Source organism: Krasilnikovia sp. MM14-A1259 (assembly GCF_047159535.1).
Taxonomy (GTDB): domain Bacteria; phylum Actinomycetota; class Actinomycetes; order Mycobacteriales; family Micromonosporaceae; genus Actinoplanes.
This window is the reverse complement of record NZ_BAAGAJ010000002.1, coordinates 1,747,659-1,774,610: the sequence shown is the minus strand read 5'-3', so window position 1 is coordinate 1,774,610 and position 26,952 is coordinate 1,747,659. Positions and strand designations below refer to the sequence as shown.

19 protein-coding genes are annotated in these 26,952 nt (G+C 73.3%); 7 read left to right on the top strand and 12 right to left on the bottom strand.

Going from position 1 to position 26,952, the window contains the following annotated elements; all coding sequences use genetic code 11:
- Entirely contained in the window at nucleotides 1-2,526 is a 2,526-nt protein-coding gene (locus tag ACMCNK_RS07620; protein ID WP_412735681.1) for a CHAT domain-containing protein, read from the bottom strand.
- Between the two features lie 175 nt (nucleotides 2,527-2,701).
- On the opposite strand from ACMCNK_RS07620, the gene ACMCNK_RS07615 reads away from it, so the two are divergent.
- From ACMCNK_RS07615 to ACMCNK_RS07605, 3 genes are all read left to right on the top strand, one after another.
- Entirely contained in the window at nucleotides 2,702-4,063 is a 1,362-nt protein-coding gene (locus ACMCNK_RS07615) for a S8 family peptidase (protein ID WP_412735680.1), read from the top strand.
- A gap of 100 nt (nucleotides 4,064-4,163) precedes the next feature.
- Nucleotides 4,164-4,757 carry an RNA polymerase sigma factor gene (locus tag ACMCNK_RS07610; protein WP_412735679.1) on the top strand — a complete coding sequence of 198 codons (594 nt, stop codon included), beginning with the start codon at nucleotides 4,164-4,166 and terminating at the stop codon, nucleotides 4,755-4,757.
- Nucleotides 4,757-5,218: a carboxypeptidase-like regulatory domain-containing protein gene (locus ACMCNK_RS07605; RefSeq protein ID WP_412735678.1), complete on the top strand. Its 462-nt coding sequence runs from the start codon at nucleotides 4,757-4,759 to the stop codon at nucleotides 5,216-5,218. Before ACMCNK_RS07610 ends, ACMCNK_RS07605 begins: the two co-directional genes overlap by 1 nt.
- 12 nt (nucleotides 5,219-5,230) lie before the next feature.
- Here the strand turns inward: ACMCNK_RS07605 and ACMCNK_RS07600 are convergent, their stop codons facing one another.
- The 9 genes from ACMCNK_RS07600 to ACMCNK_RS07560 form a co-directional block, all read right to left on the bottom strand.
- Nucleotides 5,231-5,959 (bottom strand): FHA domain-containing protein, encoded by a 729-nt coding sequence (locus tag ACMCNK_RS07600; RefSeq protein ID WP_412735677.1) that lies wholly within the window; start codon nucleotides 5,957-5,959, stop codon nucleotides 5,231-5,233.
- On the bottom strand, nucleotides 5,956-7,221 hold the full coding sequence (locus ACMCNK_RS07595; protein ID WP_412735676.1) for a VWA domain-containing protein: 1,266 nt from the start codon (nucleotides 7,219-7,221) through the stop codon (nucleotides 5,956-5,958). The genes ACMCNK_RS07600 and ACMCNK_RS07595 overlap by 4 nt, the downstream gene beginning before the upstream one ends.
- A gap of 10 nt (nucleotides 7,222-7,231) precedes the next feature.
- A complete protein-coding gene (locus tag ACMCNK_RS07590) occupies nucleotides 7,232-8,293 on the bottom strand; it encodes a PP2C family protein-serine/threonine phosphatase (protein WP_412735675.1) in 1,062 nt (353 codons plus the stop codon).
- 20 nt (nucleotides 8,294-8,313) lie between these two features.
- Complete coding sequence (locus ACMCNK_RS07585; protein ID WP_412735674.1) at nucleotides 8,314-10,608, bottom strand: tetratricopeptide repeat protein; 2,295 nt, start codon at nucleotides 10,606-10,608, stop codon at nucleotides 8,314-8,316.
- A complete protein-coding gene (locus ACMCNK_RS07580) occupies nucleotides 10,605-11,807 on the bottom strand; it encodes a hypothetical protein (RefSeq protein ID WP_412735673.1) in 1,203 nt (400 codons plus the stop codon). Before ACMCNK_RS07580 ends, ACMCNK_RS07585 begins: the two co-directional genes overlap by 4 nt.
- A gap of 7 nt (nucleotides 11,808-11,814) precedes the next feature.
- Nucleotides 11,815-12,780, bottom strand: a complete 966-nt coding sequence (locus ACMCNK_RS07575; RefSeq protein WP_412735672.1) for a glutamate ABC transporter substrate-binding protein — start codon at nucleotides 12,778-12,780, stop codon at nucleotides 11,815-11,817.
- The gene (locus tag ACMCNK_RS07570; RefSeq protein WP_412735671.1) at nucleotides 12,777-14,138 is read right to left on the bottom strand and encodes a hypothetical protein; all 1,362 of its coding nucleotides are present in this window, start codon (nucleotides 14,136-14,138) and stop codon (nucleotides 12,777-12,779) included. The genes ACMCNK_RS07575 and ACMCNK_RS07570 overlap by 4 nt, the downstream gene beginning before the upstream one ends.
- A gap of 210 nt (nucleotides 14,139-14,348) precedes the next feature.
- A complete protein-coding gene (locus ACMCNK_RS07565; RefSeq protein WP_412735670.1) occupies nucleotides 14,349-15,896 on the bottom strand; it encodes a long-chain-fatty-acid--CoA ligase in 1,548 nt (515 codons plus the stop codon).
- 137 nt (nucleotides 15,897-16,033) lie between these two features.
- On the bottom strand, nucleotides 16,034-17,377 hold the full coding sequence (locus ACMCNK_RS07560) for a ferric reductase-like transmembrane domain-containing protein (RefSeq protein ID WP_412735669.1): 1,344 nt from the start codon (nucleotides 17,375-17,377) through the stop codon (nucleotides 16,034-16,036).
- Nucleotides 17,378-17,640: 263 nt separating this feature from the next.
- On the opposite strand from ACMCNK_RS07560, the gene ACMCNK_RS07555 reads away from it, so the two are divergent.
- Together ACMCNK_RS07555 and ACMCNK_RS07550 are read left to right on the top strand one after the other, a co-directional pair.
- On the top strand, nucleotides 17,641-17,838 hold the full coding sequence (locus ACMCNK_RS07555) for a ferredoxin (RefSeq protein WP_412735668.1): 198 nt from the start codon (nucleotides 17,641-17,643) through the stop codon (nucleotides 17,836-17,838).
- 99 nt (nucleotides 17,839-17,937) lie between these two features.
- Nucleotides 17,938-19,449 carry a M1 family metallopeptidase gene (locus ACMCNK_RS07550; protein WP_412735667.1) on the top strand — a complete coding sequence of 504 codons (1,512 nt, stop codon included), beginning with the start codon at nucleotides 17,938-17,940 and terminating at the stop codon, nucleotides 19,447-19,449.
- A 65-nt stretch (nucleotides 19,450-19,514) separates the two neighbouring features.
- Here the strand turns inward: ACMCNK_RS07550 and ACMCNK_RS07545 are convergent, their stop codons facing one another.
- Together ACMCNK_RS07545 and ACMCNK_RS07540 are read right to left on the bottom strand one after the other, a co-directional pair.
- On the bottom strand, nucleotides 19,515-21,746 hold the full coding sequence (locus ACMCNK_RS07545; protein ID WP_412735666.1) for a putative bifunctional diguanylate cyclase/phosphodiesterase: 2,232 nt from the start codon (nucleotides 21,744-21,746) through the stop codon (nucleotides 19,515-19,517).
- A 61-nt stretch (nucleotides 21,747-21,807) separates the two neighbouring features.
- Entirely contained in the window at nucleotides 21,808-23,457 is a 1,650-nt protein-coding gene (locus ACMCNK_RS07540) for an acyl-CoA dehydrogenase family protein (RefSeq protein ID WP_412735665.1), read from the bottom strand.
- Nucleotides 23,458-23,652: 195 nt separating this feature from the next.
- Here ACMCNK_RS07540 and ACMCNK_RS07535 point away from each other — a divergent pair, with 195 nt between their 5' ends.
- The gene (locus ACMCNK_RS07535) at nucleotides 23,653-25,440 is read left to right on the top strand and encodes a dynamin family protein (protein WP_412735664.1); all 1,788 of its coding nucleotides are present in this window, start codon (nucleotides 23,653-23,655) and stop codon (nucleotides 25,438-25,440) included.
- A 14-nt stretch (nucleotides 25,441-25,454) separates the two neighbouring features.
- Nucleotides 25,455-26,948 (top strand): dynamin family protein, encoded by a 1,494-nt coding sequence (locus ACMCNK_RS07530; RefSeq protein WP_412735663.1) that lies wholly within the window; start codon nucleotides 25,455-25,457, stop codon nucleotides 26,946-26,948.
- Nucleotides 26,949-26,952: the final 4 nt, after the last annotated feature.

Genomic DNA, 26,952 nt, shown 5'->3' with positions numbered 1-26,952 from the left:
TTAGGCTGCTCCGTACGCGCTGAACGTGCACCAGTTGACGTACGCGGCCGGGTTCGTGGGGTCCAGCACCGCCCGCGCGGTGTGCAATGCATGCGCCATCGTGCGGCCCGCCGACACCTGTTCGTGCAACGCCAGCATGAGATCCACCGCGGCCACGTCCGGTACGGCCGCCACGCTGGCCACCACCCCGGCGGTGCCGCGGGCCAGCAGCGAGCTGATGAACCCGACCACCTCGTCGCCCGCGTAGCTGACGTCCGCGCCGGACTGGCACGACGCCAGCACCAGCCGGTGCGGGGCGACGCCGCTGGTCTGCAACTCCTGCACCGTCAGCGGCCCGTCGCTGAGCACCAGCGAGGAGAACAGCGGGTTGTCCGAGCGCAGCCAGCCGTGGCAGGCCAGATGCACCAGGTCGGCGCCGTCGAGGCGGCGCAGCACCCGCTGGGTGGTGCTCTCCGGCGGGGCGATCGTGACCGCGCCCGGGTAGCGTTCGGACAGCCGCCGCACCTCGGTCGTCGCGCCGGGCAGGTTCGGCCCCTCGACGAGCACGGTGAGGCCCGGTTTCCGGTGTGCCAGGGCCGCCTCGCGGGTGCGCGCCCACAACGCGGCCGACGGCGCCAGCGACACCGGCGCGTCCCACAGCGCCGACCACGGGATGCCGTGCAGATGCCCGGCGGGCACCACCACCAGCTCGGCGTCGGCCGCCACGGCCAGCGGTGCCAGCAGCAGTTCGCGCAGCTTGCCGACCCGTACGTCGGCGCTGAGGTGGGCTGCCTCCAGCGACGAGTCCGGCAGCGTGCGGGTCATCCGGCGCAACGCGAAGAACAGCGCCCGGACCTGCTCCAGCACCGGCGCGATCGCGCCGAGCGCGACGAGCCGGCTGCGCCGCGGCTCCACGACGACCGCGACGATGTCGTCATGCAACACGGCGTACTCGACCAGGACACGGCCGTCCAGGGCGGCGCGCAGCCGGGCGGGCCGGATGGTCGCGGTGACCTGCCGGTTCTCCGTACGGCGGCGCCAGCTCGCCCGCCGGATCCGGTCCTCGATCGCCTTCTGCCGCGCCAGCAGCGGATCGCGCAGCCCGACCGTGCGGTCGCCGGCCGTCAGCCCGTCCAGTTCCGCGTGGATGCCGCGCAGCGCCTCCAGGTCCGCCACGTCCGTGCCGCCGGGCGGTTCCACGGCCAGCAGCGCGGCCGCCCGGGTGCGTTCCATCCAGTCCAGCACGCGGGGTGCGGAGCCGCCGCGCACCATCACCTCCAGGCCGAGCTGGCCCAGTTCGGCGCCGTGGCCCGACGCGAGCGCCCGCAGCTCGACCGACGGCAGCGCGGTGCGGTGGCGGGCGAGGTCGCTCAGTCCACGCCGGCAGTGGGCGAGCACGGCGGCGTCGTCGCCGAGCAGCGCCGCGGCGGTCGCCCCGGCCACGCTGCCCCGCATCCGGACCAGTACGGGGCTGCGCCGCGCCAGCTCCACCGCATGCTGCAGCGACGTGACCGCTTCGCGGCGGCGTCCCAGGGCGGCGGCGAGGCGCCCGGCGATGTCGTACGCGCCGACCGCGTACGACCAGGTGCCCTGGCTCTCCAGGGTGCGGCAGACGCGGCGGGCGTCGCGCAGGTCGGCGGCCGTGGCGGTGCCCGCGTCCAGCCGGGCCTGTGCGTGGACCAGACTGGCGCGGGCCTTCCACGCGCGGCGCCCCTGCCGCTCGAAGCTGCGCGCCGCGGCGGCCGACGCCTGCTGCGCTTCGTCCGGGTCGCCGGTGAGCAGGGCGAGCTGGGCGACCCGCAGTTCCGCCTCCGCGCCCATCAGCGGCACCCCGTGGCGCGCGAACTGTTCCGCGGCGGCCCGGGCGGCGGCGGTGGCCTCCGGGATCAGGCGCAGGTCCATCAGCGCGTCCGCATACTCCACGTAGTGCTCGCCCAGCGGCAGGCCGGCGGCCTCGAAGGCGTGCGCGGCGTCGTCGAACAGCCGTACCCCGTCGGCGAGGCGCCCGGCGTGCACGGTCGCCCACGCCCGGGTCTCGATCACCATCGCCACCAGGGCGGGGCCGACGTCGCGGGCCAGTGTGCCGGCGTCGTCGAGGTGGCGCAGCGCGTCGGTGTGCCGGCCGTACTGGGCCTCGATGATGGCCAGGTTGTTGCCCGCGATGACCCGGGTCCGGGCCGGGGTGGCGGACCGGGCCAGCAGATCGCGGTACGCGGCGGCGGCCTGCGCGAGCAGCCCGATGTTCTGGTGCAGCACGGCCCGCTGGAACGTCAGCTCCACGGCCCGTTCCGGGGCCACCAGGGGTTCCGCCATGTCGAGGTCGTGCTGGGCGCTGTCGAGGCGCCCGAGCTCCTGGTTGACCGCGGCGCGACTCATCAGCACGTCCGCCAGCACGGACTGCAGCTTGTGCCGGCGGGCGATCCGGGCGGCCTCGTCGAGCAGTTTGCGGGCACCGGCGGCGGCCAGCCGGGCCCGTTCCGCCCAGGCGAGGGCGCGCAGCGCGAGCGCCAGCGCCTCGGGGGAACCCGAACGGCGTACCGTGCGCACGAGATCGGCGGCGATCGGCCCGTAGCGTCGGGGATCCGCTATTACGCCCTCATGAACTCGCCTAGCGTGTATCACAAGGTCGTCTGGCGTCTCTATTTCCACCGAGGGTTCCATTTCCACCGCGCGTGCGACCGCCCGTCGCTGTGCCGATCTATCACAAAGGCCAGGAACCGCTATGAATCTGACTGACGCGCCCCTTGGCTACGCCTTCGAGGGCGACTATCCGGAATCCTACGGCTCCGAGCTGCCACGCTTGCGCACCATCGTGGCCCAGCAGGTGGTCCGTCTGGCCGACACGCGGCCGTCCGCCGACGGCCGCCTGCTCGGCATTCTCATCGGGCGCCGTTCGAGCGACCCGCAACGCGCCCAGATCGAGGTGGCGCTGCGCCGGGACGGTACACCGAGCCTGCTGGCCCGCGGCGAGCTGCTGATCTCGGCGAAGGAACTCGCCCGCGGCACCGTCGGTGCGCTGCTGCAGGACTACGACGACCGGGCCGTCGGCGACCACGTACGACTGCGCCGTTTCGGGGCCGGACGGGCCGAACTGGCCCGGATGATCGACGGATGCGGCGCGCAGGACGTCGTCGCGCACCCGAACTACATCGCGTCGATGGCCGCGGTCGGCAAGGGCATCGGCGGCCCGGAGAACGCGCCGTCGCTGGGCGACTTCGCGAACTACGCGATCCCGAACGCCCCGAGCGACGGCGGCCCCGGGCCCCGGCCCCCGGTTGCGGTGATCGACACCGGCGTGGAGGGGACCATCCGCGGCGACCACTGGCTCGGCGACGTCACGCGTACGCCGGAGAACACGGACATGCTCGACGTCCTGCCCCGCGGCGGCGACGGATTCCTGGACTACGAGGCCGGGCACGGCACGTTCGTGGCCGGGGTGGTGCAGCGGGTCGCGCCGACCGCGGACATCAAGGTGTACCGGGCCGCCGACACCGACGGGTTCGCCACCGACGACGACATCGCGGCCGCGATCGTGCAGGCACACCGCGACGGTGCGGAAATCATCAACCTGTCGCTGGGTGGCAAGACGCTCGACGACACGCCGCCGGTGCTCATGCAGCAGGCGGTGGAGACGGTGCACGCCGAGGCGGGCCGCGATAAGCAGGGCCGCTACAACAAGGTGATCGTGGCTGCCGCGGGCAACTACGGCGACCGGGGCATCGTCTGGCCGGCCGCGCTCGACGGCGTCGAGTCGGTCGCCGGGCTGACCGCGTACCTGTCGCCCGCCTCCTGGTCCAGCTACGGCGCGGTGCGTTTCTCCACCGTGGGCGAGGGGATCCGCTCGGTGTACCCGGCCGGACAGGAGTCGCCGATCTTCGACCCCGAGCCGGACACGTTCGGCCCGGACGCCGCCGCAGTGTGGCTCGGCACCTCGTTCTGCGCGCCGCAGATCGCCGGGGCGGTCGCCCGGATCGTCGCCGAGCAGAACATCTCCCCGCGCGACGCGGTGGACCTGCTCGACGACCGCGGCAAGGCAGTCGCCGGATTCGGCAAGGCGATGCGCATCCTGCAGGGAATCGGCTGATGCCGCCGCCCCGCCGGGCACGGTCCGCGCGGCGGGGCGGCGACATGACACCGGGCGGCCCTACTGTCCGACCAGGTGAAGCGGGGACAAGATGGCAGACATGCTGGAGTGGGAACTGCCGGCGCTAGTCAAGGCCAGCGCCGAGCGTGACGAGGACGCGTGGAACGAGATCGTGCGCCGGTTCGCCGGCCTGGTGGCGTACGTGATCCGGCGCTACCGCCTGTCCGTTGCCGACACCCAGGATGTCAGCCAGCTCGTGTGGCTGCGCCTGGTCGAGCACCTGGGCCAGCTCCGCGAGCCGTCCGCGCTGCCCGGCTGGCTGACCACCACCACCCGGCACGAGTGCGAGCGGTACCTGCGTACCAACGGACGCAATGTGGCCGTGGACCCGCTGACGATGCCGTCGCTGGACCGCGCCGACGGGCCGGACATCGACGAACTGCTCATCGCGGCCGAACGCCGCCAGGTGCTGCTGGACGGCCTCGGTGAGCTGGCACCCCAGCAGCGGGAACTGTTGCTGATGCTGACCGCGGACCCGCCGTACTCGTACGCGGAGATCAGCCGGATCCTCGGCGTCCCGATCGGCAGCATCGGGCCGACACGCAGCCGCGTGCTCGGCAAACTTCGTGACACGGACGCCATCCGGGCGTACCTCGGGACAGACGAGTCAGCACACATTGGGGGGTGTCCGTGATGCCTTGGCGCAACTGGAGTGACGACGAGGAGCTGTTCCTCGACGTCCGTGACGCGCTGCACCCCGACCCGATCGAGGCCCAGGTGCTCGAGGCGGCCCGCGCGGTGCGGGCCTGGCAGACCGCGGACCCGGACCGCGAGCTGGCGGCCCTGATGTACGACTCCTATCTCGACCACTCCGTGGGCGTACGCGGCCCGCAGCCCGGCAGCGCCCCGCGCAACCTCGTGTTCGGGCGCGACGAGCTGCGGGTCGAGATCGAGCTCAGCGATGGGGGTATCGAGGGCCAGCTCATCCCGCCGGAGCCGGCGACCGTCCGGCTGTTCACCGTGGCCGGTCCGGTCGCCGAGACCGTCGCGGACGAGGTCGGGTGCTTCACGTTCCCGGCCACCCGGCCCGGCCCGATCCGCATCGAGTGCGAGGTGGCGGGCCGCCAGGTCGCGACGGAGTGGATCAGCGTCTGACGGGCCCGTACCTCAGGCGGGTGGCGCGTGCAGCGTGATGGTCGTCCACGCGCCGACGTGCACCCGGTCGCCGTCGCCGAGCGTACGGCTCTGCCCGGCGGTCAGCGGTGCCGGCTCGTCGTTGACGTACGTGCCGTTCGTGGAACCCAGGTCGGACACCAGCCAGACACCGTCGATGTTGAGCGTCAGCAGCGCATGGCTGTGCGAGACGCCCGGGTCGAGCGGGGCGGCGGACAGGTCGATCTCCGGGTCGGTTCCCTTGGACGTGCTCTTGCGGCCGATCCGTGCCTGCGGGGCGGGCAGCACGAAGCGGCGCTCCGGGCACTGCGCGGGGAACTCCACGCCCTCGATCGCGTTGGCGTCGAAGTACTGCCGGTCGGCGGTCACCGTCGCGCTCCACTGACCGGTCGGGCGGGGGGCCGTCGGCGCGTCCAGCACGGGCACCTGGCCGGTCGTGTGGTCGTAGCCGCAGTCCTCGCAGAACCGCCACATCGCGGTGCGGGGGGTGCCGCAGTGCGGGCAGGGCGCGCCGCGGCCCGGCAGCGGGGCGGGCGCGGCGGACACGGGCGCGGCGGACACGGGCGCGGCCGAGACGGGTACGGCCGAGACGGGTACGGCCGGGGCCGCAGTCGCGGCGGCCGGCGGGGCGGCCGGTACGGCGCCACCGATACGGGCGCCGCACGTGTCGCAGAAGTCGTCCGTGCTGGACTCGTGACCCTTTGGGCAGGCGTACGTGGTCACTGGGCGCGCCCCACGCGAACCGTCTTGGTGGAACGGGTGTCCAACGCCATCTCGTCCGCGGCGTCGACCTTGCGGCGCAGCCGTACCGTGCCGGTCGCCGGGTCCTCGATGTCCACCACCGTGGCCAGCAGCTCCTCGGTGGCCTTGTTGCCGCTGGCGTGGGCGAGCTGCGCGGCCCGGCCGAACTTCAGCGTGGCCGTACGGTCGTCGCCGGCCTTGCGCGCCTCCAACCCGGCCTGGATCGCGTCGGCCAGCTCGGCCTGGCCGGTGTAGTGCGCCACCTGCCGGTTGATCCGGGTGGACAGCGCCGTGTCCTCGGTCCACACCGCCCGCACCAGGCATTGAGCCAGCACGTCGTCGCCCTCGACGACCGACACCCGGGCGGCGAGCATCTCGTCGCCGGACCCGCCGGCGGCCACGTCGATGCAGACGTGGTAGTCGCGGCTCTCGGCACCCCACGACCCGAGCGGGTAACGCCCCGCGCGCGGCCCGTCCTCGGTCCGCTTGCCGGTCAGATCGACCACCTCCGGCTCGACCTGCTTGACGAAGCGGACCGTGGAGTTGACCGGGGTCCACACCTTGAGTTGTACGTCCGCGCTGGTCTTGCCCATCGCCGCGGTCATCATCTGCTCGAACGCGGCGGTCAGGTCGGCCGGGCGGGCGACGATGTCGACCGTGCCCAGCAACGCCGTGGCGATCTTGCGCAGCTCCGAGACCTGCCAGTTGGTGCCGACGCCGCGGCAGTCGCACTGGAACCGGCCCGCGATCTGCTGCAGCACCTGCTCCAGGTAGCCCTGGTACTCGCCGTTCTCGCCGTCGGTGAGCAGGATGGCGTGCGCGATGTCGCCGGGCCGCTGGGCGAACAGCTGGGACGCCAGCGTGAGCCAGGCGCCCATGGCCGTGCCGCCGCCGGCCTGAAGCCGGTCGATCGAGCGGACCGCGTCGGCCCGGCTCTGCGGCGAGGCGACCGCGAGCTGCCCGGGCGCGGGGAACAACTGCTGCGCGGTGCTGACGCCCGCGATGATGGCGAAGTGGACGCCGTCGTCGATGCACTCGATGGCGGCCTTGGCGGCCTGCCGGGCCGCGGCCATCCGGCCCTCGGCCTGCATCGAGCCGGACGCGTCCACGATGATGATCTCGGTGGCGCCGGCGGTGCGCCGGCCCCCCTCACTGCCGGACGACGCGACCGTGACGATCGCGTTGACCTCGGTGGCGCCCAGCGTGAGGAATTCGTTCTGGAACGCCTCGGCGGTGTACGGCACGGGCTCTCCTTCAGATCGCGGCGGTGGGTGGGGCGGTGGTGGGTACGACGGGGAGCAGCGCGACCGTGATGTTGTCCGCGCCGCCCGCCTCGTTGGCGAGCGTGGTGAGCGATCGGGCAGCGGCCAGCAGCGGGTGCTCGGCGCCGGCCGCGGCGGCCAGATGCGCGCGGACGGCCTCGCCGAACGCCACGGGCTCGGCCAGATAGTTCCACAAGCCGTCGCTGCAGAGCACGACGTGCCCCGGGCCGGGCGCGGTGAACTCGCCGGTACGCGGCATCACCGGGCCGGCGTCCGCGCCCAGCCAGGCGGTGATGGCGTGCGCCTTGGGGTCGCGCCACGCGGCCTGCGGGTCGGCGCCGAGCGAGATGGCGTGCTGCGCCCACGAGTCGTCCACGGTCAGGGGCACCAGGTCCCCCGACGCGGGCAGCCAGTACGCCCGGCTGTCACCGACCCAGCCGTACCCGACCTCGGCGCCGCGCACGCACGCCGCCACGATCGTGCACGCCGGGTTGGAGGCGGCCCGCCGGGGGTCGCCGGTGCGGGCCAGCGCGGCGACCGCCGTACCGGCCTCGGTGAGCGCCGCCGTGATCTGATCGGGCAGATCCTCGGCGGCGGCAAGCAGCTTTCCGGCCGTCTCGGCGGCCAGCTCGGACGCCACGTCCGGGTCGAACGAGGCGGAGACCCCGTCGCAGACCACGGCGTCGATGCCGGCCGCGTGGACGGCCAGGAACATCGCGTCCTCGTTGCGGTGGTGCCGGCGGCCCCGGTCCGTGACCGCCGCGGCGGCGCCCGCGATGGACTCGACGTGATCGCGGGGGCGCCCGGCGAGCATGCCGCACTGCTCGCAGTAGCCGTCCGCGCCGATCGCGCCCGGTGTGCCGCAGGACGGGCACGCCTGCCCCGCCTGCGTCTCCGTCGGCCCGGTCTGCGCCGGCGCGGGCCGGGCCGGCGCCGGCGGCGTGTGGCTGCGCTCGGTCGCGGGCGCCGCGGTCAGTGGCCGGCCGCACTCCTCGCAGAACGCGGCTCCGGCACCGCGTTCGTCCACGCAGGACGTGCATTCGGTGAGCGTCACGCCGGACTCCTCCTCGGACATCAGGTACGGGTCCGCGGACGCGCCGCGTTGGCCAGGTCCACCAGGCGGATCTTCTCCGCGCCGTGCGCCGCGTGCGCCATCTCCCGGTACGCGGCCTCCAGCGCGAACCGCACGTCGCGGTCCGTCGCGGCGCCGTTGTTCGCCGCGCTGCCGCCCAGCACGGCCGCCGGAACGGCGCCGCCCGCCGCGAGTGCCTGCAGCGCCTGCTCCAGCAACTCGGAACGCAGAAGGGCCAGCTGGGCCGCCTCCACCTCCAGTTTGTCGATGAGTGCCGCGGCGGCGGCCAGCGCGGTCGCGTCCGCGGCGGCGCCGGGGTGCGGGCGCACCAGGGCGCGCACCGCGCCGACCTGGGAGCTGCGGAACGCCGACGACGTCCCCGGCACCCGGTTGTACGCCTCCACGGCCCCGCCGCGATCCCCGGCCGCCAGCCGGCACCGGGCCAGCCCCCCGGCCGCGGTCGTGTACGCCGGGTCCGTCCGGCTCACCACGTCGTAGTAGCCCGCGGCGTCGCCCGGCCGCCCCGCCATCTCGTACGCCAGCGCCAGCGCCAGCTTGGGCGCGTGCTCGCCGGGCAGCGCGGAGTACACCGCGTCGAACCGGGCCACCGCGGTGCCGGTGTCGCCGCCGGCGAGCGCCAGCACCCCGTCGTACCAGGCGAGGCGCCAGTCCGCGGCGGCGCCCGCGGCGATCGTGTCGCGCATCCGGCGGGCGTCGGCGAACGGGTCGTCGGTCTCGCTCGCCGCGCCCAGGTCGATGAGCGCCCGCAACGCCCGCAACTGCACCTCGATGGTGTTCTCCGGGGCCTTGCCGAGCAGCGTGAGGACCTCCTGCGGGTCGGTCACGGTGACCGAGGCGAGGAATGCGGCCGCCGGGTCGGTGAGGTCGATCAGCGGGGCGGGCAGGAACCGCCAGTTCGGCTCGTCGGTGCGCGAGTCGGTGCGCAGTTCTCCGGTGAACAGCCGCGACTGCGCCGGGTGCGGTTCGCCGCCGGCGGCGAGGACCTCCCGCAGCACGCCGAGCATCTGATCGCTCAGCTCGGCCGCGTCGACGAACCGCTCGGCCGGATCGGTGCGGGTGGCCCGCTGCAACAGCCGGTAGTACGACTCGAACCGGCGGTACACCGCGAACTCGCCGCGGTCCGGCAGGCTGTCCTTGTACGTGCTCTGGTAGCCGCGGAAGTCCGTGGTCAGCACCGCGAGCGTGCGCCCGATCGTGTACACGTCCGACTGGATCGACGGGCCCGCGGTGGCCATCTCCGGGGCCTGGTAGCCGATCGTGCCGTAGATGGCCGAGTCCAGGTCGTCGACGCGGACGACACCGCCGAGGTCGATGAGTTTGACCTGGTCGCCGGTCTGGATGACGTTGTCGGGCTTGAAGTCGCAGAAGATCAGGCCACGGTCGTGCAGGTAGCCGAACGCGGGCATGATCTCCAGCACGTACGCGAGGGCCTGGTCGACCGGCAGCGGGTCGGGATTGCCCGCGTTGGCCGTCATCCGGGCCTTGAGCATGCTCTTGAGCGATTCGCCGCCGACGTACTCCATGACGATGTACCCGGCGCCGTCGTGCTCGACGAAGTTGTAGATCTTGACGATGTTCGGGTGTTCCACCTCGGCCAGGAAGCGCCGTTCGGCCACCGCGGCGGCCAGGGCGTCCTCGTCACCGGAGTTGAGCAGGCCCTTGAGCACCACCCACCGGTCGGAGACGTTCTTGTCCACGGCCAGGTAGATCCAGCCGAGGCCGCCGTGCGCGAGCGGGCCGACCACCTCGTACTGGCCGCCGACGAGGTCGCCCTTGGACAGTTTCGGGGTGAAGTCGAACGGTTCGCCGCAGGACGGGCAGAACCCGGCGGAGCGGCCGGGCCGCTCACCGCGGGCGCGCCCGACCGGCTTGCCGCACTTGGCGCAGTACCGCTTGTCCTCGGGCACCTGCGCGATCGCCATGACGGCGGTCGACGGGTCGCGCTGCGGCAGCGGCGCGACGTCGACCAGGCCGCCGCCGAAACGGCGCCGCCGGCTGCCGGTACGGCTGCTGCCCGAGCCCCTCGACCCGCTGGTACGGGTCGAAAGCGCCCCGGTACGCACGGACGGCGCGGTAGCGGTGCGCTGCGCGGGCAGCCCGCCGCCGCTCGTGCCGCCGGCGCCGGAGGTGGTCGCGGCGATGCTTCCGGCGGGACCGGTCGCCGCCGGGGCGGCGTCTGCGGCCGCCGTGGCCGGGACCGCCGCGGGCGGCGCCATGCCGCAGGTGTCGCAGTAGCCGTCCTCGATCGTCCCCGGGCAGTCGCGTGGGCACCTCATTGCTGGCCATCCCTGAGTTGCGTGGCGGTGAGCGCGGTGACCGCGTCCTGGTAGGCGTTGACGGCCGCGCGGGCGGCGTCGAGGTCGCACGGGGCGGTCCACAGCGCCGCGCGGGCGGCCTCGGCGAGCGGGGTCAGCGTGGCGTCCTCGGCGGCGCCGCGCCGGGCGGCCTTGGCCTGGTACGCGTCGAACCGCCCGCGCAGCTCGTTGCGTGCCGCGAGCAGCCCGGAGTTGCGGCCGGCGGCGTCGCGAACGGTGTCGAGGCGGTGCCGGGCGTGGCGGGTCCAGTCGGCCAGCCGGGGGCTGAGCAGCGACCAGTGCCCGGCCGTGGCGAGCGCGTCGATCGCCGCCAGGTCGGGCCCGAGGTCGGGGCCCGGCTCGGGGTCGCTGACGCCGGTGAACCGGCCGGCCACCGCGTCCGCGGCGGCCTGCGCGGCCCGGCCGGCCTCGGCCAGTTCCCCGGCGAGGGTGTGCGCGTCGGCGAGCCGCCGGGCCAGCGCCTCGCGCAGCTCGGCCGCCGAGGTGCGCTCGGCATCGGCCCGGTCGATCAGCGCCCGGACCGCGGTCAGGCCACTCTCGTCGCAGCCCAGCGGGTCCGTGGCCAACGCGGCCGTGACCTCGCCGAGACGGCGGTCGGCCTCCGCCAGGGTGGCGCCGCCCGCGGCCCCGGCCAGTGCCCGGACCCGGTCCAGGGCCGCGGCGAGTTCGGCGGCGCGCGGCAGCAGCCGCTGCCAGACCTCACCGGCGCGGGTGGCGACGTCCACCACGGTCGCGAACGCCGCCTCCATCGCCGCGAGCAGCTCCGCCGGGGTGCACGTGGTGCTGACCTGCCCGGCGCCGAGCAGCCCCCGCTGCGCCAGCGGGACCGTGGCGGTGGACAGCGTGATCGAGCGGCCCAGCACCTGCTCCACGTACGCGGCCTTCTCCGCGTCGCCGAACCGGCGCTGCTCGCGGGCCGCCCGGGCGCCGGTCGTCAGCGCGGTGAGCAGGCCGTAGCCGTCCCACAGCTGGGTCAGCGCGGCGGTCGCGTCGGCCCACGCCGTGGCGGTGGCCCCGGCCAGCCGGGTGCTGTCCAGCTCCTTGCGGGCGGCGTTGTCGTCGAGGTCCACCAGGTTCGCGGCGACGGCCGTGGCGGCGGCCTCCAGGCGCCGCAACTCCGTGTCGGCGCGGGCCAGCAGCTCGGCGGCGGGTGCGGTCATCGCCGGGTCAGTCCTTGTACTCGGCGACGGGCGGCTGAGGGGCGGCCCCGAACCGGCCGAGCCACCGATCGTACGTGCGCTTCCAGGTGCCGTTGGCGCGGTTGCGCTCCAGCACGGCGTTGACGAACCGGGTGAACTCGGGGTGCTTCTGCGACATCGCCATGCCGTACGGCTCCTCGGTGAACCGTTCGCCGACCACCTTCGCGTACGGGTCCTGGGCGGCCAGCCCGGCGAGGATCGTGTCGTCGGTGCTGATCGCCTCGACCTCGTTCTGCTGGAACGCGACCAGGCAGTCGCCGAAGCTCGGCCGTCCCACCGCCTTCGGCTGGGGGGTCAGCTTTTCGAGGTTCTTCAGGGACGTGGAGCCGGTGGGCGCGCAGACGCGCTTACCGCCGAGGTCGGCGATGCTCTTGGCCCCCGAGTTCGTGGAGACCAGGACCTTCTGCCCGGCGTCGTAGTAGACGGTGGAGAAGTACACCCTGTTCCACCGCTCGCAGTTCATCGTCATCGTGTACGCCACCAGGTCGACCGTGCCGTCTTCGGCGTCGTCCAGCCGCTTGTCGTTCCCGATGACCTTGATTTGCAGTTTGTTCGGGTCCCCGAAGATCGCCTCGGCGATCTGGCGGCCCATGTCCACGTCGAAGCCCTCGACCGCCCCGGTGAACGGGTTGCGCGAGCTGAACAGCAGCGTGTCCTGGCTGGTCCCGAGCACCAGCCGGCCCCTCTTCTGGATCTGCGCCATGAACGTGCCCGCGGGCATCCTGCCCGGCTGCGGCAGAGCGCCGCTGGGCCGGAGACTGCGCCGCGGCTGGCAGGACGTGTCCGGGGCGGCGGGCGTGGACGACGCGGGGGTGGCCGCGGCCTGCACCGCGGGCGGGGGGTCGACGGCGGTGCATCCCGTGAGGGCCGCCGTGGCACACAGCACCGTCACGGCCAGGGCGGCGCGGGTGGCTGCCAGTTTCGGGCGGGTCACCGGTACTCCTCCAGTCGGGTACGGATCCCGGCGACTGCCAGGCCGCAGACGAGCAGCGCGAGCAGCGGGCCGAGCACGGTGACCACGCCCAGGCCGTTCCCGGCCGTACCGATCGCATCCGTGAACGCGGCCCTGCGGTCGGCCAGCGCGTCGCCGATCGCCTGGGTGCCGGCGCCGAACGTCGCCGAGGTGGCGTCGCTGATGGCGAGGCCCACCGCGGCGTCGTAGTCGCCGTCCTTGGCCAGCGTGCGCACCTTGGTGTGCGCCGCGGTGTAGCCGGTGAGCTGCCGGCCGGCTTCGCCCACGGACGAGGCGGCCGGGCCGTCCAGGTCGGCCGCGAGCCGGTCGAGCAGCTCATGCAGCTGCTGGTCGACCGCGGTGAAGTCCGCTTCGTACGTGCGCGGGCCGCCACGCGGGTCCGGGATCGGCGCGTCGTCGCCGCTGCGGGCCGCCAGGGTCAGCGCCTCGTCGCCGCGCTCACGCAGGGCGAGGATCCGAGCCTCGGCGAGCTGGGCGACCGGTGCGGACCCTTCGGTGTCCGCGGTGTGCAGATGCGCTCGCTGGTGGGCGAGGACGCCGCCCGCGCCCAGCGCCAGCACCGCGGTGACCACGGTCGCGGCCAGCAGCGGCAGGTTGAACGTCCGGTGCGTGGTGCGGCTCAGGTACCGCTGGGCGAGCACCAGCGCCACCAGCAGCGCGACCAGCAGCAGCGCCAGCAGGCTCACCCAGACGCTGCTGCGGGCGTCGCCGTACCCGGCGTCGACCTCGGCCTGGGCGGTCCTGAACAGCGTCTGCGCCTGGGGCAGCAGGGTGTCGCGGTTGAGGGTGGAGGCCTCCGACAGGTACGCGGCCCCGACCGGCAGCCCCTGCCGGTTGTTGGCGCGTGCCGTGGCCACCAGCGCCGCGTAGCGGGCGACGCCGGAGGAGAGCTCGCGGATGGCCTCGGCGCTCGGGCCGCCCTGCGGGGTACGCCGGGCGGCCGAGGCCAGCGCGGTGGTGGCCCGTTGCAGGTCCTTGTTGTAGAGGTCGGTCAGCCCGGGAGGCTCCAGCCCGCCCGCGAGGAATGCCTGCGCGGCCGTGGTGTCGGCGTCGGCGAGCGCCGAGTAGATCGTCTCGGCCTCGATCAGCAGCGGCTGGGCCCGCCCTCCGAGGTCGGTGGTGCCGGTCGCGGCGGCGCGCGCGGCCAGCCCGCTGACCAGGCCGGTGAGCAGCCCCAGGGCGAGCAGCCCGGCGAGGATCAGCTGAAGGCGGCCGGGCGAGGTGTGGCGCAGGGCGCCGATCCGGTGCAGGACCCGGGCACCACGGGCCGGCGCGACGTCGTGCGCGACCCGCGGCCGGTCGAGCTGGTCGGTGGGCAAGCTTCCTCCGTCGGTGCCGTGCGTGTACGACCTGTCACCCTCACACTGTGCGGCACCGCCGCAACAGATGATCTTCCTGGCGGCGGTACCGCCCGGGGCGATCGGGCGGCTGGCCGGCCGAGTCTACGGACATGGCCGCGCGCCCGGCGCGATGGTCCACCGGGCGCGTCGCCGTACCGGTCGGTCGGCCGCGCGTGTGCGGCCGTCCGGTCAGCTCAGCTGACGTTTCAGCAGCTTGCCGGTGGCGGTCATGGGCAGCGAGTCGACGAACGCCACGACCCGCGGATACTTGTACGCGGCCATCTGCTCCTTGGCCCAGCCGACCAGCTCGTCCTCGGTGATCGTGGCGCCGTCGGTGCGGATCACGTACGCCTTGACCTCCTCGCCGTGCTGGGGGTGCGGCACGCCGATGACCGCGGCGAGCGAGACCGCCTCATGGGTCATCAGGACCTCTTCGATCTCGCGCGGGTACACGTTGAAACCACCGCGGATGATCATGTCCTTGGCCCGGTCGACGATGTAGTAGAAGCCGTCCTTGTCGCGGCGGGCGAGGTCACCCGTACGGAACCAGCCGTCCTTCATCACCTCGGCGGTGGCCTCGGGCCGGTTGTAGTAGCCGCGCATGATGTTGTGGCCGCGGATGGCGATCTCGCCGATCTCGTCCGAGCCGGTCACGGTGTTCCAGTTCTCGTCGATCAGCTTCACCTGCACGCCCCAGATCGGGACGCCGATCGAACCGGCGCGGGGCTCGCTGTCCGGGTCGGAGAACGTGGCCACCGGCGAGGTCTCGGACAGCCCGTACCCCTCCAGGATCTGCACGCCGAGCCGGTCCTTGACCTGCCGGATGATCTCGATCGGCAGGCTGGAGCCGCCGGAGACCGCGACCCGCAGGTTGCGGGCGATGCGCTCGACGTCCACCCCGTCGGTGAGCGCGTTGAGCAGCCCCCAGTACATCGTGGGCACGCCCGCGAAGAACGTGATCTCCTCCTGCTCGAACAGCTTGACCGCCGCCGCCGGCTCGAAGCGGGGCAGCAGCACCAGGGTGGCGGCGACCGCGAAACCGGCGTTCATGTTGACCGTCGAGCCGAACGAGTGGAACAGCGGCAGCACCAGCAGGTGGGTGTCCGTGCCCGGCTTGGCCTGGAACAGCCGGTTGGAGGTCAGCGCGTTGAGGATCAGGTTCGAATGGGACAGCTCCGCGCCCTTGGCCTGCCCGGTCGTGCCGCTGGTGTACAGGATCACCGCCGGGTCGGTCTCGGCGGCCAGCACCGTCTCGAACGTCGGCGGCTGCCCCTCGAGCGCGGCACCCATCGTCTCGGCGCCCTCGATCGGCGATGCGGCGGCCGGGTCCGCGGTGATGAGGAAGAAGTGCTCGCACCCCGGCACCTGGCTGAACCCGGCGTGGCCTGCGGCGCCCATCGGCAGCTCGGCGGTGCCCTCGAAACAGAAGTACGCCTTCGCCTCGCTGTCCGCCAGGTGGTACGCGACCTCCCGGCCCTTGAGCAGGACGTTCAGCGGCACCACGACTGCACCGGCCTTGAGGATTCCGTAGTAGACGACCGGGAAGTAGGGCAGATTCGGACAGGACAGGGCCACCTTGTCGCCGGGGCGGACGCCGCGCGCCGCCAGCAGGTTCGCCACCTGGTTGGCCGCCGCGTCGACCTGCGCGTACGTCAGGCGCTGCGGGCCCAGCACGACCGCGGCCCGTTCGGGGTAGTGGCGGGCGCTGTCCTCCAGCAGGACGGAGAGATTGAGCATCGCGGCAGTCTCCTCGCGGGGGTCCGGGGGGTGGGACGACGCACCAATCCCAACATGCCCGAACCGTCGAGGAAACCTTCGTGCCGGGCACGTTTCGGCGACGGCGCCCGGCGCTGCACGGCCGGGCGCCGGGCGGATCAGCTCGCCAGGGCGAACCGCTCGGCGTGCACCTGGCGGCGGGGCACCCCGAGGCTGCGCAGGCTGCGCACGACCGCGTCCGTCATGGCGACCGGGCCGCAGACGTACACGTCGCGTTCGGTGATGTCCGGGACCAGGGAGTGCAGCCCGCCCGGGCTCAGCGGCTGGTTGCCCGGCCCGGTGCGGCCGGTGAGCAGGTGCAGCCGGGCCCCCCGGGCGTCGGCGATCGCCCGCATCTCGGCGAGCAGCACGGCGTCGGCCTCGGTGTGCACCCGGTACAGCACGACGATGTCGCCGGTGAGCGTGGGATCGTCCAGCAGGGCCCGGATCGGGGTGATGCCGATGCCGCCCGCGATGAGCAGCGTGTCCTCGCGGGTCTTCTGCACCGCGGTGAACGCGCCGTACGGGCCCTCGGCGAACACCCGGGTGCCGACCGGGATGTCGCGCAGCCCGGCGCTGCCGGTGCCGACGGCCTTCGCGGTGAGCCGCAGCGAGCGCCCGTCCGGCGCGGACGACAGCGAGAACGGGTTGACCTGCCAGATCGGCCGGAAGCCGGGGAAGCGCCACAGCATGAACTGTCCGGCCCGGGCGGGCAGCTCGTCGAGGCGGCGGCCGGTGACGTGCACCGAGACGGTGGTGTCCGACTCGGGCACCACGGCGGCGACGCGCAGCTGGTGGCGGGAGTTGCGGACCAGCGGGACGATCACCCGGCCGGTGAGGAAGGTGCCCACCGAGAACGCCCACAGGGCCCACCAGTACAGCGTCGCGGCGGCCGAGGTGCGGAACGTGGTGCCTTCCAGGAACTGGTGCACCAGCGCCAGGGCGAGCGCGAGATACAGCACGAGGTGGATGGCGTGCCAGGTCTCGTACTGCACGCGGCGGCGGGCGGCCCGGATCGAGGCGGTGACCGCCACGACGATGGCCAGCAGCGCGAGCATGCCGAGCAGCGACGCGGGCACCCCGGCCAGCGCGGCGAACGTGCGCAGCGGGGAGACCTTGTCCAGGACGGAGAACCCGGCGACGATCAGCATCGCGTGGGTGACGATCGTCCAGAACAGGGTGAAACCGACCCAGCGGTGCCATGAGGTCAGCTTGTCCATGCCGATCCGCCGGTCCAGCCACGGCACCCGGGCCACGAGGATCAGCTGCAGGAAGATCAGCAGGGCGGCGTGCAGGCCGACGAACTTGCCGACCCCCAGTACGTGGTTCTTGGCGGGCGGGGAGGCGAAGAACATCACCTCCACGATCAGCACGTTGACCACGAGGGTGGCCCACAGGGCCACGCGGGCCAGCGTGGCTGGGGAGGTGGGGGAGGTACGGGTCGGGTGGTGGGTGACCGTCATGTCAGTCTCCGGCGCTCGTGGTCGTCCCCAGTGTGTACACCGCCGGTGGCCCGACGGTTCGAACACAGGCTAGGAGCAGGGCGGACCCGGCGGGCAGAGTTGTATGGTTTCCGTCCCTCGTCGTGGGGACAGTCGGATTTGCCCGCCGGGTGGATGTGGCGATGATCATGATGGATCCCCCGGCGGACACACCATTGACCACCTTCGATTCAACGGGCAGTGTTGGTGCGGTCACGCCCTGTCCGTACAGTGTGGAGGGTTCGATGAAGGTCGCCGTGGACACCAGTCTGTGCATCGGGTCGGGGATGTGCGCGCTGACCGCCCCGGCCGTCTTCGACCAGGATCCGGACGAGGCGGTCGTGGTGCTGCTCGACCCGGCGCCGCCGCCCGCGCAGCACGCGGCCGTGCGGCTCGCGGTGCAGCGTTGCCCGGCCGCGGTGATCACGGCGACCGAGGACTGACGTTCCACGGCGCGAATCGACGAAGTTCGATAGGTTCTCCGGTGACCCTCTCGACCTGCCGGACCGCGACCCGGTCCGCCGACGGAAGGACCTGGCACCGTGCGACGAGCGCTCGTGGCCCTGATCGCCACAGCCGCCACCCTCGTGGGGACCGCCGTCCCCGCCCTCGCCACCCCCGCGGCCGGCGCCGCCGGCCTCGGAGACGAGTACTTCCCGGACTACGGCAACTCCGGGTACGACGTCTCGCACTACGACATCCGGCTGCGCTACCGCCCCGACACCGACACGCTGACCGGCACCACCACCATCCTGGCCACCGCCACGCAGGATCTGAGCAGCTTCGACCTGGACTTCGTCCTCGACGTCACGAGCGTGCGGGTGAACAACCGGGTCGCGACCGCCACCCGTACCGGCGACCATGAGCTCGTCGTCACCCCGCCGCGCAGCATCGCCGCCGGGCAGGCGATGACGGTCGTGGTCCAGTACTCCGGGGTGCCGTCCGGCAAGCGGGCCGAGGGGTTCACCGCATGGACCCGTACGGCCGACGGTGCGCTCGCGGTAGGCGAGCCCGAGATGGCGTGGTGGTGGTTCCCCAGCAACGACCACCCGTCGGACAAGGCGACGTTCGACATCTCCGTGGCCGTCCCCGACGGCATCCAGGTCCTCAGCAACGGGGTGCAGCCTCGCCCGCCGTCGGAGGAGATCGCCGGCTGGACCAGGTGGAACTGGCGCTCCGTCAAGCCCATGGCCACCTACCTGGCGTTCCTGGCCATCGGCCAGTACGACATCAGCACGGACACCGCGCCCAACGGCCAGCCGGTGCTCACCGCGTACTCGAAGCTGCTGACGCCGGACTTCGCGGACGCCGCCCGGGCCAGCGTGGAGCGGACCGCCGAAGTGATCGACTGGGAGAGCGGGGTCTTCGGGCCGTACCCGTTCGAGGCGCAGGGCGGTGTGGTCGCCCCGCCCGGCACGGTCGGCTTCGCGCTGGAGAACCAGACCCGGCCGGTCTACTCGTCCAAGTTCTTCCGCAGCGGCTCGAACACCTACGTGGTCGTGCACGAGCTCGCCCACCAGTGGTTCGGTGACTCCGTCTCGGTCGCCCAGTGGAAGCACATCTGGCTCAACGAGGGCTTCGCCAGCTACGCGGAATGGCTGTGGTCGCAGCAGCAGGGCGAGGGCACCGCGCAGGAGCTGTTCGACTACACGTACGCCCAGTACCCGGCGGACAGCCCGTTCTGGTCGGTGACGCCGGGCAATCCGGGCGCCGACCACGTCTTCGACGGCGCGGTGTACGACCGCGGCGCGATGACGCTGCACCAGTTGCGCCTGGCCGTCGGCGACACCGCGTTCTTCGACATCCTGCGGTCCTGGACCGCCGCCCACCGGTACGGCAACGGCACCACGGACGAGTTCGTGGCGCTGGCCGAGAAGATCTCCGGCAAGGATCTCGGCGCGCTGTTCCAGACGTGGCTGTTCACCCCGGCCAAGCCCGCCCTGACCGCGGCGCCCGCGCCGTCCGCGGCGCGCGCGGCGGCACTCGCCGCCCCGCACCAGCCCAAGTCGTGGGCCCGCATCCAGCAGGCGCACACCCTGCTGGCCGGTCACTGATCCGTCCGGCGCAGCCCTGGTCCTCGACGACCAGGGCTGCGCCGGGCGAACGACCCGGGGCCGTCTCAGGCCGCGGCGGTGATCTCGGCAGGGCCGAAGTCAGGTTCGGCCACCGGCTTGCCGAAGTGGTATCCCTGGGCCAGCCGGTAGCCGAGCCGGTGCAGCTCGGCGGCCTGCTCGGCGGTCTCCACGCCTTCGGCCACCGCGGTCAGGCCCAGTCCGGTGCTGACGTTGATCAGGGCGGTCGCGATGACCGCATGACGTCCCGCCATGGTGATGTTGTCGACGAACGACTTGTCGACCTTCAGCACGTCCACCGGGACGGTCTGCAGCAGCCCGAGCGACGAGTGTCCGGTGCCGAAGTCGTCCAGCGCGACCAGCACACCCAGCGCGTGCAGCTCGTGCAGCGTCTCCTGGGCCCGGCCGCCCTCGAACACCGCCGTCTCGGTCACCTCAACGACCAGGCTGGCCGGAGGCAGACCGCTGTCGGCCAACGCGGCCGACACCAGATCGGCGAACCCCGGCTCGGCGAGCTGACGGGCCGACACGTTGACGTTCACCCGCGCGGGGGCGCGGGAACCGAGCCGGGCCCGCCAGTCGGCGGCCTGGGCGCAGGCCGTACGCAGAATCCACGCGCCCAGCTCCACGATCAGCCCGTTCTGCTCGGCCACCGGGATGAAATCGGCGGGCGAGACCCAGCCGCGCTCGGGGTGCACCCAGCGCACCAGCGCCTCCACCGACACCAGAGATCCGGTGGGCAGCGCCACGATCGGCTGGTACACGAGCTGGAACTGCCCGGCATCCAGCGCGGCACGCAGCTCGGCGCCCAAGCGGGCCTGCTCGGTCGAGTGCTGATCCAGCTCCGTGGTGTAGCGGTGGAACGGGTTGCCTGCACCCTTCGCCTCGTACATGGCCACGTCGGCGCGGCGCAGCACCTCCATCGGGCCGTCCGCGCCTTCGGCGCCCGCGATCCCGATGCTGGCGCCGACCAGCAGGTCCTGCTGGCCCGCGTGCACCGGAGCGTGGAAGGTGGCGGCGAGCCGCCGTACCACGGCGTTGCCGGCGCGGTCCGAGGCGTTCGGAATGAGTACCGCGAACTCGTCGCCGCCCATCCGGGCCACCATCGCGTCGGGACGCAGCACGCGGGTGATCCGGCGTGCCACGATCGTCAGCAGTTCGTCGCCGACCGCGTGGCCGAACCGGTCGTTGACGTCCTTGAAGCCGTTGAGGTCGAACAACGCCACCTGCGGCGATCCGGTGACGAACTCCGCCCGCAGCGCCTCCTCGAACCGGCGCCGGTTCGCCAGGCCGGTCAGGTCGTCGCGCATCGCCAGGTCCGCCAGCTGACCGGACTTGCGCTGCACCTCGGCCACGAAACCGGACATGCGCAGCACGACGAGCAGGAACAGGACTCCCGCGGACAGCGCGATGGCGATCCGGTCCCGGCCGTTCGCGGCGACGTCGGGCACCAGCAGCATGGCGGGCGCGATCAGGGAGCAGGCGCCGAGCAGCCAGAGCCGGCGCCGGTTCACATGGGTGGTGCCGATGACCGGCATGTCCCCGGTCGCGCGCATCGACGGATGCAGGGCGGCGGCGGCCCACAGCACGTACGACAGCAGCCAGCCGGCGTCGATGAAGCCGACGTCGTAGTTCGTGTGCAGCGTGACGAGGGAGAAGGCGACGTCGGCGGCCAGCAGTGCCAGCGCGGCGCCGCCGAGCAGCCGGGAACTCATGGTGGGTTTCGTGCTGCTGAGGAACAGCCGGGCCAGCAGGGCCAGCATCAGCGCGTCCATGGCCGGGTAGGCGTCGCTGACCGCCTGCTCCAGCACGGACGCGGAGGTGCCGACCGCGGTCGGCTCCATCACGAACACCCAGAACACCAGGCCCAGGCCGGTGCCGACGATCCCGGCGTCGATCAGCCCGGCCACGTCGCGGCGGGCCAGCCGCTGGCCGCCGCGGACCAGCAGGATCAACCCGAAGATCAGCATCGGGTACGCGGTGAGATAGAACACGTCCGCCAGTGACGGGTACGGCTCTTCGTGCAACGCGAGCCGGTAGTAGTCGAAGACCACGTCGCCGACGACCCAGATGATCTGTCCCACGGCGAACCAGTACCAGATGGTGCGCCGCTCGGGCCGGTGCAGGCGGATCGCCAGCAGGATCAGGATGCTGGAGGTCAGGCCGGTGAGGTTGTAGGCGATGCTGCGCGCCAGGCTGTGGTCGGGAAGCAGGAAGTAGCCGCCGGTGGACAGCACACCCACCGCCAGCCACCAACGCCACAGGCTGCCGAATCGCACACCGTGCCATCGGCCCCGCGAACCTTCAGTTGAGGCTCCCTTGAGCAGTGTGTGGCGGCCCTTACGCCGGGACGGCCCGCTCCACGAGCGCCGCCGTGTGGACGCCGGACGGCAGGGTGCCAAAAGCCAGACAGCTGTCCCCGGCCAACCGGCTGGTGCAGAATGCATCGGCAACGGGCTCCGGAGCGTGGCGCACCAGCAGCGACCCCTGCAACACCAGGGCCATCCGCTCCACCACCCGGCGCGCCTGGCCTTCCGGGTCCTGCCGGGCGGCCAGCATGTCCCGCAGCCGGGCGGCCGCCTCGTCCAGGCGCCGGTCCGCCCCGGCCGCCGCGTCCACCTCCGCGAAGAACGCGGCCAGGCTGTCCGGCTCCCGGCGCAACGCCCGCAGCACGTCGAGAGCCTGCACGTTGCCGGAACCCTCCCAGATCGAGTTCAGCGGGGCGTCGCGGTACAGCCGCGGCAGGCCCGACTCCTCGACATACCCGTTGCCGCCCAGGCACTCCAGGGCCTCGCCGACGACCGCGGGCTGCCGCTTGCACACCCAGTACTTGCCGACCGCGATCGCCAGGCGGCGAAACGCCTGCTCGGCCGCGTCGCCGCGCATCGCACGGTCCACCGCACCGGCCAGCCGCACCGCCAGCACGGTCGCGGCCTCCGATTCCACCGCCAGGTCGGCCAGCACGTTACGCATCAGAGGCTTGTCCGCCAGCGGGCCGCCGAACGCGTGGCGGTGCCGCGCGTGATGCACGGCCTGCACCAGCGCGCCACGCATCCCGGACGCCGAACCGACCACGCAGTCCAGCCGCGTCATCGCGACCATCTCGATGATCGTGCGGACCCCGTGCCCCTCCTCACCGACCAGCCACGCCACCGTGCCGTCGAACTCCGGCTCACTGCTGGCGTTGCTGCGGTTGCCGAGCTTGTCCTTGAGCCGCTGGATCCGGAACGTGTTCCGGGTGCCGTCCGGCAGCACCCTGGGCACCAGGAAGCACGACAGCCCGTCCGGCGCCTGCGCCAGAACCAGGAACAGGTCGCACATCGGCGCGCTGGTGAACCACTTGTGCCCCCGCAGCCGGTACGTGCCATCGACGGCGGGGACCGCGGACGTGGTGTTGGCCCGTACGTCGGAGCCGCCCTGCTTCTCCGTCATCCCCATCCCGGCCAGCAGCCCGCGCTTGCCCAGCGGCGCCCGCAGTCCCGGGTCGTAGACGCGGCTGGTCAGCAGCGGCTCGTACGCCGCGGCCAGCTCCGGCGCGTTGCGCAGCGCGGGCACCACCGCGTACGTCATGGAGACCGGGCAGGAGTGACCGGCCTCCACCTGGCTCCACACGTACAGCCCGGCGGCGCGGGCCACGTGTGCGCCGGGGCGGGGGTCCACCCACGGCGCGCCCGCCAACCCCTCCGCGACCGCGACGTCCATCAGCCGATGCCAGGACGGGTGGAAGTCGACCTCGTCGACGCGGTGGCCGTACCGGTCGTGGGTGAGCAGCCGCGGCTCGAACCGGTTCGCCTCGTCCGCCCAGCGCTGCGGCTCCGCTCCGCCCGCGAGCCGGCCCAGCCGGTGCACGTCGGCGACGGCCCAGCCCGCACCCTCCCGGCCGACCGCGGCCAGCAGGGCCGGATCGGCGGCGACGTCGTGGCCCACCAGCGGCGGCGGCTGGTTCAGCACCTCATGGGTCGCGGTCGCCTCGGACGTCGTCGTGGTCATCGGCTCAATCTACGGCCGGTGCCACCGGGCGACCATGGCCTGGCTGCTCGCTGCGGGTGACCGTACTGTTCCGGGTCCGGCGCCGCGGTGATCGTCCTTCCGTCACTCGCTGGTCAGCCGTCACTCCGGGCGCGTAGGGTCTGTGCAGAGCCGCGTCGACGGATCTTGGGGGAGCGGTTGGCCACGGTGACGCCCATGGCAGGGCGGCGCGGCGCGGCGGTCGCCGACCTGCTCGCCGAGTTCTCCGATGCCCAGCGGCTGGCCGCCGAGGCGGACCGGCCCGACCTGGCCGAGCGGCTGGCCCGGGCGGCACGCCGGCTGGGCGCCGACGACGTGACCGTTGCCGTGGTCGGCGAGTTCAAACAGGGCAAGAGCACCCTGGTGAACGCGCTGCTGCGTACGGACATCTGCCCGGTCGACTCCGACGTCGTCACCGCCGTGCCGACCATAGTGCGCTACGGCCGCCCGCCCGCGGTCCACCTCCAGGTGCCCGGCCCGGACGGCGCACCGACCACGGTGCCGGTCCCGTTCGACCAGTTGCGGCGCCACGTCACCGAGGGCGCCGGCGCGGGGCCTGACGACGAGCCGCCGCGCAGCGTCGAGGTACGGCTGGACCGGCGCCTGCTCGGCGCGGGCCTCTCCTTCATCGACACCCCCGGCGTCGGCGGCCTCGACTCCGCCCAGGGCAACCTCACCCTGTCCACACTGCCGCTGGCCGCCGCGGCGCTGTTCGTCACGGACGCGGCGCAGGAACTCACGGCCCCCGAGGTGGACTTCCTGCGACGGGTCAAGGAACGCTGCCCCCAGGTCTTCTGCATCGTCACGAAGACCGACCTGTACGCCGAATGGCGCCGCATCGTCGAGATCGACGAGGGCCACCTGCAACGCGCCGGGCTGGACGTACCCATCGTGGCGGTCTCGTCGTTCCTGCGCATGCGCGCCCAGGCCCGCGACAGCACCGCACTGAACACCGAGTCCGGCTTTCCGCGCCTGGTCGAGCTGCTGCACAACGACGTGCTCGGCGCCGCCCGCTCGGACGCGCTCGCCGCGGCCCGCGCCGAACTGGCGTTCGTGGTGGCGCAACTGCGCGAACGGGTGGCCGCCGAGCAGCAGGCGGCCGCCGCCCCCGCCGACGCCGCCAAGCTGGAGCGCCGCTACACCGAACGCAGCCGGCGCAGCGCATGGCTCAGCGGCGGCACCTGGCAGACCGTGCTCAGCGACGGCATCCAGGACCTGGCCGCCGACGTCGACCACGACCTGCGGGAACGGCTGCGGCTCATGGTGCGCCGCGGCGAGGAACTGCTCGACGAGACCGATCCCCGCGACACCTGGCGCGACTTCCAGGCGTGGGCGGCGCGCGAGGCCACCGCCGCGGCGGTGGACAACCTGATGCTGCTGGTCGGCCGCACCGAGCAGCTCGCCCGCGACGTGGCCGAGCGTTTCGACATCGAGTACGACAGCCTCGACGTCGACCTGCCCGCGCCCGAGCTGGCCCTGCGCAAGGTCGGCGAGCTGGACATCAGCTTCCAGAAGTCCGGCATCCAGCAGTTCCTCGGCGCGTTCACCGCGGCTCGGGTCACCTACGGCGGCTTCTACATGCTGGGGGCACTGGGCGCGCTGTTCAACGTGGCGCTGGCCGCGCCGCTGGGCCTGCTCGCCGGGATGACGCTGGGGCGGCGGCTGATGAAGGCGGAGCGGGACCGGCAGGCCCAGCAGCGCCGGCTGCAGGCCAAGGCGGAACTGCGACGGTACGTCGACGACGTCACGTTCCACGTCGGACGGGACTCGCGCGAGGCGGTCCGGCGTACCCAGCGGTTCCTGCGAGACGAGTTCGCCGCGCGGGCGCAGGCCATCGAACGGTCCGCCGCGGCGGCCGCCGCGGCGGTGCGCCGGACCGCCGCCCTGCCCGACGACGCGCGGGCCCGCCGCGCCGACGCCCTCGCCGAGCAGCGCCGCCGACTCGACCGCCTGGGTCCGTCATGACCGGTCCGCCCGTCATGACCGAGCGCACCGAGCGCAGCGAGGGCCACGAGGGCATGACCGGTCCGCTCAGCCTGACCCTGCTGGACCAAGTGCGGACGTTGCTGGACCGGGCGCAGGTGGAGCTGACCGACCCGACGCTGCGGGCCCGGCTGGCCGACGCCCGGCGGCGCGTCGACGAGCCGCTCCGCGTCGCCATCGCGGGAAAGGTCAAGGCCGGAAAGTCCACGCTGCTCAACGCGCTGGTCGGGGAGGAGCTGGCGCCGACCGACGCGGGCGAGTGCACCCGCATCGTCACCTGGTACGCCGACGGGCGCACGTACGAGGTGACCGCCCATCTCACCGACGGCAGCGCCGAGCAGCGCCCGTTCCGCCGGGTCAACGGCGCCGTCCGCATCGACCTGGGCCGCCCCGCCGAGCAGGTCGACCACCTGGAGGTACGGGTGCCCAGCGCCCGGCTGCGCCGGCACACGCTCATCGACACGCCCGGCATCGCGTCGCTGTCCACGGACGTGTCGCTGCGCACGATGGCGTTCCTGGAGGCCGAGGGGGAGCGGGCCGCCCAGACCGACGCCGTGATCTACCTGCTGCGCCACATGCACGGCAGCGACGTCCGTTTCCTGGAGTCGTTCCACGGCGACGGCCTGTCCAGCGGCACCCCGGTCAACGCGGTCGGGGTGCTCTCGCGCGCCGACGAGATCGGCGGCTGCCGCCTGGACGCGATGGCCGCCGCCGCGCGCGTGGCGGACCGATACGCCCACGACGAGCGGCTGCGCCGCCTGTGCCCGGTCGTCGTGCCGGTGGCGGGCCTGCTCGGCGCGGCCGGGGCGACGTTGCGGGAGGAGGAGTTCCGGCTCCTCGCCGCGGTCGCCGAGGAGCCGATGGAGCAGGTCGTGGAGCTGCTGCTGACCGCGGACCGGTTCGCCGGCTCGGGGACGGCGCGGGCGGCGGTGCTGGCCCGGCTGGGGCTGTTCGGCGTACGGCTGTCCGTGCGTCTGGTCCGCGAGGGCGCGGTCCGCGACTCCGCCGACCTGGCCCGCGCGCTGACCGAACACAGCGGCATCGACCGGCTGCGCGACGTGTTCGCCGCGCAGTTCGTGGGGCGCAGCGAGGTGCTCAAGGCCCGTTCCGCGCTGGCGGTGCTCGACGAGTGCCTCACCGGCCGGCGCGCCGACGGGCTGGCCGCCGAGGCGGAGCGGATCCGGGCCAGCGCGCACGAGTTCGTCGAGCTGCGGCTGCTGCATCTGCTGCGTTCGGGGCGGTTGCCCGGCGCCGAGGAGCAGCTGGCCGAGATGGACCTGTTGCTGGGCGGGGCGGGCGGCGCGCCGTACCAGCGTCTGGGGTTGCCCGCGGACGCCCCGCCGGAGCGGATCGCGGCGGCGGCGACCGCCGCCCTGGCCCGCTGGCAGGCCGCGGCGGAGCACCCGTTCTCGCCGCGCGAGCTGCGCACCGCGGCGCGGGCGACGGCCCGCAGCTGCGAGGGAATCCTCGCCACCATCAGCCCGCCGTGATCAC

Coding starts and splice junctions, on each gene's coding strand:
- ACMCNK_RS07530 (WP_412735663.1), top strand. CDS start 25,455: ATGACCGAGCGCACCGAGCGCAGCGAGGGCCACGAGGGCATGACCGGT.
- ACMCNK_RS07560 (WP_412735669.1), bottom strand. CDS start 17,377: ATGACGGTCACCCACCACCCGACCCGTACCTCCCCCACCTCCCCAGCC.
- ACMCNK_RS07585 (WP_412735674.1), bottom strand. CDS start 10,608: ATGAGGTGCCCACGCGACTGCCCGGGGACGATCGAGGACGGCTACTGC.
- ACMCNK_RS07535 (WP_412735664.1), top strand. CDS start 23,653: ATGGCAGGGCGGCGCGGCGCGGCGGTCGCCGACCTGCTCGCCGAGTTC.
- ACMCNK_RS07555 (WP_412735668.1), top strand. CDS start 17,641: ATGAAGGTCGCCGTGGACACCAGTCTGTGCATCGGGTCGGGGATGTGC.
- ACMCNK_RS07605 (WP_412735678.1), top strand. CDS start 4,757: ATGCCTTGGCGCAACTGGAGTGACGACGAGGAGCTGTTCCTCGACGTC.
- ACMCNK_RS07615 (WP_412735680.1), top strand. CDS start 2,702: ATGAATCTGACTGACGCGCCCCTTGGCTACGCCTTCGAGGGCGACTAT.
- ACMCNK_RS07565 (WP_412735670.1), bottom strand. CDS start 15,896: ATGCTCAATCTCTCCGTCCTGCTGGAGGACAGCGCCCGCCACTACCCC.
- ACMCNK_RS07540 (WP_412735665.1), bottom strand. CDS start 23,457: ATGACCACGACGACGTCCGAGGCGACCGCGACCCATGAGGTGCTGAAC.
- ACMCNK_RS07610 (WP_412735679.1), top strand. CDS start 4,164: ATGCTGGAGTGGGAACTGCCGGCGCTAGTCAAGGCCAGCGCCGAGCGT.
- ACMCNK_RS07580 (WP_412735673.1), bottom strand. CDS start 11,807: ATGACCGCACCCGCCGCCGAGCTGCTGGCCCGCGCCGACACGGAGTTG.